Origin of the sequence: Sphingosinicella sp. CPCC 101087, assembly GCF_004151485.1 — a bacterium.
Classification (GTDB): domain Bacteria; phylum Pseudomonadota; class Alphaproteobacteria; order Sphingomonadales; family Sphingomonadaceae; genus Allosphingosinicella.
On sequence record NZ_SBFF01000012.1, the window covers coordinates 181,095 to 190,580 of the forward strand.

Below are 9,486 nucleotides of genomic sequence, written 5' to 3' on the forward strand. Positions count from 1 at the left end.
AATGACCGACCTGCGCCTACCGAAGCTTCCCGAGCGGACCCCGATCCGGTTGACGATCAGCCTGTCGCCCGACCTGCACCGGTCGCTCCTCGAATATGCGACGATGTACGAGGAGGCCTATGGCGCGGCGGAATCCGTACAGGAGCTCGTGCCGGCCATGTTGTCCGCCTTCCTCGATGCGGACAGGGCCTTCGTCAGGCGCCGCAAGGGCGGCAAGGCATGAGGGCCTCGTCCGCCGTGGCGCATGGCGACTCCCTTTGTTGCCTGCGACCAACCTTGCCCCGGGTGGGTCTTCGTGTTCATCGCCGACATGCGGGAAAGGCCTCGCCGTCAGGCATCTGGATGGCCTATTTGAGCCCTTGCTCCTGGCGCAGCGGGTGGGGACGGAGTCCTGTCCTCTATCCGTTGGTGTTCGAAGGGTCCGCCTGCCCTTGGCAGCATCGTTTCAGGAGCCCCGCCTTTGGGAGCGGACCTGAGCAGGGGCTCATCGCCTCGCCAGGCGCGGACGAGGGTGATTCATGAGCGTGCCGGCGCAACGCCACCGGGCACTTGCCGACGCCGGGCTCATTACCGTTGAAGAGTTTGCGGGATTGGCCCGGCTGTCGCGACGGCAGATCGATCGGTTGCGCCAGCGCCGGCCGCCGGGCTTTCCGCGCGAATATGAGCTTGGGAGCAGCGGCAGCAAATATCGCCGCTGTCCCCGCTTCAGACTTGCCGACGTGCAGCGCTGGCTGGATTCGCGGGCGCTGTGGTAGGTGAGCTCGCCGTGAAAGAGCCGCTCGCCCCCGGGGCAGCTTTCGGCATGCACGGACTCTGCTTTTGTCCGCCAGGGATTTATACCTGAAGGTGCTGCAAAAAGCGGATCAGGCGATGAGGTCGAAGCGAACCGCTCTCGTCGCGGCAGGCGATCACGAAGGGGTGGGGCCGATCCCGAACAGGTAGAGCGCATTTGCCCAGAGCGCCGCCGATTGATCGTGCCCAGAGCGGCGCCGATTGATCGGCTTGGCCGGCGGAAGCCTCCAGACGATTGTTCCAGAACATCGAGGAGAGTCCGAGCGCGCTGGTCGAAAAGTGGCGCAGCCGGCCGCCGGACGGCTGCTCGAGTTGGATCACCAAAGGTGCTGCATCCTCATCGTGACTCGCCTTGGACGCGGGTAGCGTCGCCGGCGCTCGTCTTGAGCTTCCATCTCGCCTCGAGCACGCGGAGCGCATCATAGCCGCCGAGGGACAGCATCGCGGCGCCAAAGGCGGTCGCGCTCGACGAAAGGTCGAGCATGTCCGTACCCGCCATGGCGGCGATGGCGAGCAGCGGCAGGATCAGCAGCCGGCGGATCCACCACCCGCGTTCGACCCGGCGTCCGGCCTCCAGCTCCCGCCCGTAAGATGCCGCCAGTCCGGCCAGGAGCGCGACGCCGATCACGACATAGATGGCCACTTCCTCGAAGCCCGCAAGCCAGGTCATTGGCGGCGCTCCGGGTGCGCGGCGGCCTCGGCCGCCTCGATGAAGTCGAGAACGCGCTCGATCGTCCTGCGGCGCGGCTCGCGTCCCTCCCGAAGCTCCAGAACGAAGTTGGGGTCGCCGACGACCTCGCGACCGAAACGGGTTGCGGGGATGTTGGTGCGGCGCAGATAGGCATTGACTCGCATCAGCAGCATAGGAAATCTCCGAATCGATACAGCAAGATGTTGCCGGTTTGTTCCCTACTTGTCTAGGACATTTCCTAGTGGTATGAGAACCGAGTGACAGTGATAGATCAGCGCGCCGCGCTCGAGCGGCTCATCCAGGAACGGCGCGAGGACTATGCCGGCCTCTCACGGCTCATCGGCCGGAATGCGGCCTATATCCAGCAGTTCATCAAGCGCGGGACACCCAGGAAGCTCGACCCGGACGATCTTGATACGCTTGCCCGCTATTTGGGCGTCAGCACGGCCGAGCTTGGCGGGCGCGGCTCATCCGATTCGCTCGGTCCCGCAGCCCTTGTGCGCGTGCCGCGGCTCGATGTCGGCGCTTCCGCCGGCCCTGGAGCGCTGAACGACCGCGAGGCTCCGGTCTCGCATATAGCGTTCGACCAGAGCTGGTTGCGTCAACTTTGCGGCGCGAGGTCGGCAGACCTCTCCTTCATTCGGGTGCAGGGCGACTCGATGGTGCCGACGCTCGCTGATGGTGACGACATCCTGGTCGACCGGAGCGACCGAGCCGAGCGTCTGCGGGACGGTGTCTACGTCCTTCGGCGCGAGGATGCGCTGATGGTCAAGCGTTTGGCCGTGAACCCGACTGGCCGGTACGCAACGATCAAGAGCGACAATCCAGCCTATCCGGAATGGCGCGACTGCGACTTGGCGACGCTCGAAATCATCGGGCGCGTGGTCTGGGCGGGACGCCGGCTCAGCTGATCGACCCGACCAGATCCGACAGGATCATCGATAGGCTATTCGCAGACTTATCTAGGAAAATCGCACGTGCGTTCCTCGCGACCCGAGCGGCTCGCTCCACCTGCGGATATCCGCGCCGCGGGAAAGGTCGGGCGGCTACGGCTATCGCTATCGCGGCCGCAGGCTGATGCAGGTAACGGGCCGCGCCAGTTATCGCGCAATCGGGCTCGAGCATAGTTCCGCGGACTTGTCCGAGCCCGCGACGGACGCCGACACGGCTGCCTGCTGGTGGGCGGACAACAACCTGAACGCTCGGACCGAAGCGGCACTGAACCGCACCGACTTCGACGCAATCTCACGCACCGTGAACGGCGGCAATCACGGATAGACGAAAGATGGAAGCGCATCAGCGCGGCCGCCAATCGGGCCTGCATCCACCTTGGCAAGGGTGTGCCGGCAATCTCCGCCTCGTCCTGCTGCGGATCGACGACACTGTCGCTCACTGGCAGATCGTCCGTCCCGCCGAAATTGCTCCGCCGCTGCCTGGAGCGAGATCGGCAGGCTGGAAGCTCGGCTCAGGTTTCGATCGTCCACGCCGGCTCGTCTCCTCCCCAGTGGCGGAGCGAGCGGAGCGCGGCACGCATGACAAGCGGAAGATCGGCCATCGTCTCGATGAGGTCGCGCAAAGACCGCAGCTCGATCGACTGTACCTGGTCCAGCGCGTCACCAGGCTTGAAAGCGCTGATTGTCCGCTCGATGCCGCCGTCGCTCAGATCGGCCCAGAGCATCGCGAGTAAATGGGTCGGATAGCCGCCAACATAGAGGCCCGTAAGCTGGATGTGGCGCCCTTCCAGGTTAATTCCGGTCTCCTCGGCGACCTCACGGCGGACGGCGTGGACGAGTGCCTGGCTGGAAGCGCGCATCAGGTCTTGTCCGTCGACAGCGCCACCGGGTAGCGCGATCCTCCCATTCTTGAGGCGGAGACATACGATACCCTTAGCGCAGGAGAGGATCGCATGGACTCCGACCGCGAGCGGGAAGGCCGAGTCTGGATGGGCATCGAGAACTCGGTCGGTTGCCAGATAGTCGCGGTAGCGAATCGGCCGGCAGACCAACGTAATTTCATCCTCCGTAATGGACGCACCGGTGACGCCCAATAAAGCGCCGTCGAAGTGACCTTCTCCCTTCGTCTCCCACAACGAATCCACCAATCGTGCGATCGCATCGCTTCGCTGGAGCTCCGGCCTCGGCGCCGGCTCGGTGCGGACTCTGGACGCAACACCACCCATATACGGTAGCCTGATAAGCGTCCGCGTACGCAAAGCGTCCAGCGCAGTTTTATGGATTGAGCTCCCAGTCATCAACTCTCCTACGGATCTCATCAACTCGCCAGAGACGGAGCGTCTTCCATCTGTGGAACAGTTCAGGGAACATGACGAGCGGCGCCGGCATACTGAAGACGGCTCACACAAGTCGACCGCACGAAATCTGCCAACGCGCATCTCTCCATTGATTTCGCTGAGTCCTAACGCACTCCGAGTTATTGTATGAACATCGGAAGACGTTCTGCTAGGAACATCTGCCGAGGTCTGTACCCATGACTCGAGAGGGCTACGGCGATGGGCGGCAGCGACCGGCTATCAGAGCCACGGCCAGCTCGATCTGCACCGAGCAAGTGAGGAGGCGCATGACTTCGGACCGGGGATTGGATCCGTGGACGGCAGCTGTCAAAGGCCGCGGCGCCGGCATTGGAGCAACGCTTCTGACCGCGTTGCTGTTGTCGACGGCAGCGTGCGCGCAACCCAACGATTCGGGCGTGATCAGAAACGAGCGGACCCGTGAAGCTGCCCGCGCTTGCGGCCTCTTCGAGGATGCCGTCTCGATTGACCCGATACAGGCAACCGACAGGCAAACACTCGTCATTCCAAAACACACGGCTGACAGAAGCCCGGAGACGTGGGCCTGCCTGCAACGATGGGCGGAATCAAACGGCTACAATATGGCTTACCAGCTCGTGTTCAACTGATAGCTGCAGGAGGCAGGCGTGACTTCGATCCGAGGCTTCAATCTCTGGACATCTGCCACTGTTCAGGCACCCGACCCACCCGGTCAGATCACCCTGCGGGGAAATAGCGCGGCCGAGGATCAGGTGTTCACAAACATCGTGAACTTGCTCTTTACGAGCCAAGATGCCGCACCGAGCTCTGCAGTACGATGCCTATCGCCAGTTCGACATCGGGCTTGGTGGGGTTGAGCGCGCGCTCCGCAAGCGCGCACCAGATAACGGACTCGAGGTGGAGCGAGGCGATTCTTGCGCTCGTGGGCAATTGGAATCCGGCGATCCGGCTCTGCGATCGCTCGCAACAAATGCCGCGTGAATTGGAAGAACCGTTCATCCCAATAGATTTCAGGTTCGTCTCTGGTGAACCCGATCGTCGGCATCGCCCGGCTCGACCAGAACACGACATGGCCCGGCTGCGAACGCTCAAGGTCGACCACGTAGAAGGACGCGCGCCGCCCCAGCGTGCGCAGAACTCTGCCAAGATACTGCCACTCGAGGCTCACTGCAGCTTGGCCACGGCCTCCTCTATCCCGGCTTCGAGCTCCACCGCGTTGCGCGCATCGATCGTCGAGGATCGATCAGCCCGCGCATCGCAGCGGGCGACTTATAGGCCTCCGATTGGGTAATGGCCGTCCTGACATGCTTCGAAAATATAGGCTTCCCGGCGCTCTTCCAAGCCACCAAAAACCGGCATTCTGTGTACCGATTTGTGTCCCGATTTTTCCTTGACGCTGAATCACGGAGATTTATGGTATCTAAGCTCATGGAAATCCATGGGTTTCGGTTGGCCCGGAAAAACGGCAGCTGGTTTTTGGTACCGGCATTCGCAGGTTCGAATCCTGCCGCCCCAGCCAATTTGCGAATTTCCGCGCCCGGTCATCTTTGGTCGACTGGGACTGGCCGGCTTCGACGATCAAGCGCCGAGCTCGAAAAGGTGGGCGCGTTCACTCGCGCCGCTTCTCCTGCCATTCCCCTATAGCCGCCAGGCGCGCCTAGACTCGCAGGTGGTTGCGCCCGGTCACCAGCCGCCGCGCTGTAACCCGGCGGACGGCGCGCGCCTGGGCCAGTATTTCCGGCGATATGGCAACCGCTACACACATCATGAAACAAATATTTATATCCGCTAACGAAACATCGCCGCCTTTTTGAGGCGCCCATGAATGCTGATCGTCCTCGCGCACCCGCGGCCTCGTATCGGGCGGCACTCCCGTAAGGGCCCGTCAGTCCGGGTCTTCAGGTCGGCAGTCGACCCAGAGACCTGCGGTCGAGACGCCGAACATGCGCTTCGGCGACTGCATGGCCTCGGTTCGAGCGAAAGGCGCCCTTTCGTTACCGAATGTGTGCGGCGTGTTTCCGGATGCTGGTGACGCGACATTTGGGTGCAAAAGGCGTCGGCAAGATCCCTTGCCATCATGTTCCAGGCATTCCGTTCCAGCGTCGCTTCCTCACCTCTTAGGGCGCGGCGAGCTTCTCCGCGGCGACTGCTCGTCGCCTTCCTGATGTGCGCTTCGTCTGCTGCGCTGGCACAGGCCGAGCGGCAATCGACCGAGCCGCCTTACCCGAGCGGAGAGCAGGGGGACGGTGAGACCGAGGAAGTCGTGATCGAAGGTCAGCGCCCGCGCGGGTCGGTGATCGGTGACATCAAGCCGGAGCTGGAGCTCGGCTTTCCCGACATCCGGGCCTATGGCGTCAGCTCGATCGCCGAGCTGGTCGCCGAACTCGCGCCCCAGACCAACGCCGCCGCCGGCCCACCCGTGGTGCTCCTCAACGGGCAGCGCATCCCATCCTTTGCGGAAATCCAGGATATACCGGCGGAAGCCATTTCCCGGGTGGAGATCCTGCCTGAAGAAGTCGGGCTGGCCTACGGCTACCCGGCCAACCAGAAGGTGATCAACATCGTCCTGCGGCCTCGCTACAGGACTGTCGCGAGCGAGCTGCGCGCCAGCCGCGCGAGCGAGGGCGATGCCGGCCAGGTCGGCGTGGGGGCGTTCCGCGTCCGCGAGGACAGCCGGATCAATCTCAACGCGAGATATTATGCTTCGAACAGGCTCGTTGAAAGCGCGCGTGATCGGCCCCGGACCGCTGCGGACGGGAGTCGCATCGCATCGTCAACGCTCGCGGATAATAATGACGACAATGGCTCCCTGAATTCCTCGAAGGAGCGCCTCTCACTGACCGGTTCGGTCGGTCGGCCAGTTGTCGAGAACGCCAACGCTACGGTGAGCGCCAATTACGAGCGCGAAGAGAGCGAAGGATTTCGGGGAGTCGACGACGACACGCCGTCGAATCCGAAAGATGCCAGCCCTGCAGCCCTGTCCAGTGGCGTCATCGGCAACGCAGCCCAGCATGTGACGAGCGAGAAGGGGCATGTCGGCATTGCGCTCAACGGCGCGCTCAATCCGTGGCAATGGTCGTTCAACGGCGCCTATGACGCCTCCACCATCCGGCGATTGACGGAGCTGGCATCCGAACTCGGCGATCCATCCCAGCCGACCTTCGATACCGCCGACAGGAGCCGGACATCGACCTCCGCATTGGCCGCAGATCTGCTCTTCAGCGGCCCGCTGTTCCGGCTTCCCGCCGGTACGGCGACGTCGAGCGTCAAGCTCGGCGCGTCGTCCACGAATGTCGAAACCGACCTGATGATCCAGGGGATGTCGGCGTCGGGAGAATATTCCCGCGACGTTGCGAGCGGACAGGGCAGTATCGATCTGCCGCTCATTGGCCGTGAAAACGGCATTGTCGGCTGGTTCGGCGATCTGGCGGTCAACGGCAACGCCGCCGTCGAGCATCTGTCGGACGGCGGCACGCTGACGGCCTTCGGCTACGGCTTGCGGTGGGAGCCTTTGCCCCGGCTCAGCGTCATTCTCTCGCGCTCCAGGCAAGAGAGCGCGCCCGCGATCCAGCAGATAAGCGATCCTGCGATCCTCATCCCAAATGTGCCGGTATTCGACTATGCTCGCGGAGAGACGGTCTTCGCGTCCCAGGCGAGCGGGGGAAATCCGGGCCTGAGGCCAGGCGAACGCGACGCGACCCGCGTCGGTCTGGTGATCCAGCCGCTCGAAGAGACCGACCTAAGGCTGCTCGTCAATTATACCGACATACGCCTCGATGATCCCGTGTACGTCTTCACGGTCCCCACGCCGACGATAGAAGAGGCCTTTCCCGACCGCTTTCTCCGGGACCAGGAGGGCGATCTTGCCTGGGTGGACGGACGGCCGATCAACATCGCCGGATCCCGTAGCTCGAGGGTGCGCTGGGGCGTCCATCTTTCAGTCCCACTCAAGACCTCGCGGCAGAGGCGGGTCGAGGACTGGGTCGCCGGAGGCGCCAGGCCGGAGGATCGCCCCGCAGGCCTGGACGGAATCATGATCCGGCGAGGGCCAGGCGCGGAGGTGCCAACCGGCCAGTCCGAACGCGACGGAGCCCCGCCGATGGGTGATCCTCACGGCGACATGGGACCGCGCATGACCTTCCGCGGAGGACCGGGAATGTCGGGGCGCCGAGGGCCGCCGGGCCAGGGCCGGCTGCATTTCGGCTTGTTTCACACCTGGCACCTCGTCGAGAAGCTCGACCTGGGCCCCTCGCTCCCGACCCTCGACCTGCTGGACGGCGACGCGGTCGGCTCGACCGGAGGCCAGCCACGCCACGAAGTCGAGGCCCAGCTCGGCTACTTCAGCGACGGCCTGGGAGCGCGGCTCAGCGCGAACTGGCAGAGCGCAACGCGCGTCGAAGACGGGCTCGGTGACGGCGCGACCCTCAAATTCGACGATCTGGCGACGGTGAACCTGCGATTGTTCGCCAATCTCGGGCAGATGCCCGGTCTGGCCAGACGTCTTCCCTTCTTAAGGGGAGCCAGGATATCGGCGAGCGTCGATAACCTATTTGATGCGCGCCAGTCGGTTCGGGACGAAGCGGGCGGAGCCCCGATCGACTACAGACCGGTCTATCTCGACCAGCTGGGCCGAACCTTTCGCCTGAGCCTGCGCAAGATCTTCTAGCGTCGGGCACGGGCAGATGGCGGAGCCGGCGGACCGGAGGAAGAGGGCCAGTCTCGCTGAGCACGGTATAGTCTAAGGGATGTCTGCGGAGCGGGCCGCCTCGGCGCGGCGCTCCGCAGCCCACTGACGGATCATTGCCCCGGTGCACCCGGTTTGTCCGTCGCTGCCGACCACCGAGCAGCTGTTGGGTCGCGTGAACCTCTGCGCATCCTCGAGTTCCCAGGCCCGAGCCGTCCAGGAGACTTCCAGCGGCCGGTCCCTCTGCGCGCGAAAGCGCGGAGGGATCCGGTAGCGTTCGTCTTCGGGCCTGCGAGCGCACACGACGATTTCCTCGTCGTCCTCTGCCTGCGGACAGGGATCGTCCCCATAGACGAGGAGCGTGGTCTCGCGTTCCGGCGCCTGGGCCAGTGCGGGAATCGCAAGGCAGGGGATGGCGAATGCAAGCGTGAAGCCGGCGATCAGGGGGCGAGGAGCGCACATGAGCGGCTGGTCCTTTGTTCTTCACCCCTGCTCGCCTCCTGTGACCGCACCCTGTTGCCGCCATTGGTCGCGACTTTGTCTGATTGTGTCGGCAAATCGCCCCGTGCGGCAGGTGGGGGCGAAATGCAGCGGGCCGCGTGGGGCCGCGGCCGCACGGATCCCGCCAAGGTCTTGCGTCATGCGCTGCGATTTCCGCGGGTTCCGGCTCGCGTGTCGCGCGGGTTGCGAATGTTTCCGAACCGCCAAGCCGCTGAAAATGAGTGGCCACAATGGCCTTCTACCCGCCTCTCGCGGGGCGCTGGCGCTGCATCGGCAGCAACCGGAAGGGCATGTCGTGAAGGTCGTCAAACCCCTGCTCGCTTCGACCTGTTCCCGTTCGGCCTTCGCGCTTGGCTCGATCCTGCTCGCGACAACCGCCGCCGCACGGCAGGACGAGCGCGCTCCGACCGAGGGCCCGGCGCAGTCCGCCCCTGCGGCGTCTGGCCAGGCGACCGTTCCGTTCCTGCAGCCGCCTTCGCCGGCAGAGCCGACCCGCACGATCCGCAGCGTCACGGTTTCGGGCAACCAGCG

General features: G+C 64.2%; 11 protein-coding genes. 7 read left to right on the plus strand and 4 right to left on the minus strand.

The window, feature by feature from the left end; genetic code table 11:
- Position 1: 1 nt before the first annotated feature.
- Both EKM57_RS18515 and EKM57_RS18520 read left to right on the plus strand, forming a co-directional pair.
- Positions 2-223, plus strand: coding sequence for a DUF2274 domain-containing protein (locus EKM57_RS18515; RefSeq protein ID WP_129794008.1), 222 nt, complete (start codon positions 2-4; stop codon positions 221-223).
- A 295-nt stretch (positions 224-518) separates the two neighbouring features.
- Entirely contained in the window at positions 519-755 is a 237-nt protein-coding gene (locus tag EKM57_RS18520; protein ID WP_129794009.1) for an AlpA family transcriptional regulator, read from the plus strand.
- Between the two features lie 374 nt (positions 756-1,129).
- Here the strand turns inward: EKM57_RS18520 and EKM57_RS18525 are convergent, their stop codons facing one another.
- Complete coding sequence (locus tag EKM57_RS18525) at positions 1,130-1,462, minus strand: hypothetical protein (protein ID WP_129794010.1); 333 nt, start codon at positions 1,460-1,462, stop codon at positions 1,130-1,132.
- Positions 1,459-1,656 carry a hypothetical protein gene (locus tag EKM57_RS18530; protein WP_129794011.1) on the minus strand — a complete coding sequence of 66 codons (198 nt, stop codon included), beginning with the start codon at positions 1,654-1,656 and terminating at the stop codon, positions 1,459-1,461. The genes EKM57_RS18525 and EKM57_RS18530 overlap by 4 nt, the downstream gene beginning before the upstream one ends.
- Before the next feature lie 84 nt (positions 1,657-1,740).
- Between EKM57_RS18530 and EKM57_RS18535 the strand changes: the two genes are divergently transcribed.
- On the plus strand, positions 1,741-2,394 hold the full coding sequence (locus EKM57_RS18535) for a S24 family peptidase (protein ID WP_129794012.1): 654 nt from the start codon (positions 1,741-1,743) through the stop codon (positions 2,392-2,394).
- Between the two features lie 166 nt (positions 2,395-2,560).
- Positions 2,561-2,761 carry a hypothetical protein gene (locus EKM57_RS22005; RefSeq protein ID WP_165357545.1) on the plus strand — a complete coding sequence of 67 codons (201 nt, stop codon included), beginning with the start codon at positions 2,561-2,563 and terminating at the stop codon, positions 2,759-2,761.
- Positions 2,762-2,948: 187 nt separating this feature from the next.
- Here EKM57_RS22005 and EKM57_RS18540 read toward each other — a convergent pair whose 3' ends face one another.
- Entirely contained in the window at positions 2,949-3,296 is a 348-nt protein-coding gene (locus EKM57_RS18540; RefSeq protein WP_129794013.1) for a hypothetical protein, read from the minus strand.
- A gap of 764 nt (positions 3,297-4,060) precedes the next feature.
- Between EKM57_RS18540 and EKM57_RS18545 the strand changes: the two genes are divergently transcribed.
- Both EKM57_RS18545 and EKM57_RS18555 read left to right on the plus strand, forming a co-directional pair.
- Entirely contained in the window at positions 4,061-4,399 is a 339-nt protein-coding gene (locus tag EKM57_RS18545; protein ID WP_129794014.1) for a hypothetical protein, read from the plus strand.
- A gap of 1,535 nt (positions 4,400-5,934) precedes the next feature.
- The gene (locus EKM57_RS18555; protein WP_129794015.1) at positions 5,935-8,436 is read left to right on the plus strand and encodes a TonB-dependent receptor; all 2,502 of its coding nucleotides are present in this window, start codon (positions 5,935-5,937) and stop codon (positions 8,434-8,436) included.
- A 72-nt stretch (positions 8,437-8,508) separates the two neighbouring features.
- Here the strand turns inward: EKM57_RS18555 and EKM57_RS18560 are convergent, their stop codons facing one another.
- A complete protein-coding gene (locus EKM57_RS18560) occupies positions 8,509-8,916 on the minus strand; it encodes a hypothetical protein (RefSeq protein WP_129794016.1) in 408 nt (135 codons plus the stop codon).
- 334 nt (positions 8,917-9,250) lie between these two features.
- Here EKM57_RS18560 and EKM57_RS18565 point away from each other — a divergent pair.
- The coding region (locus tag EKM57_RS18565; protein WP_206185494.1) for a hypothetical protein at positions 9,251-9,486 on the plus strand (236 nt) is incomplete at its 3' end.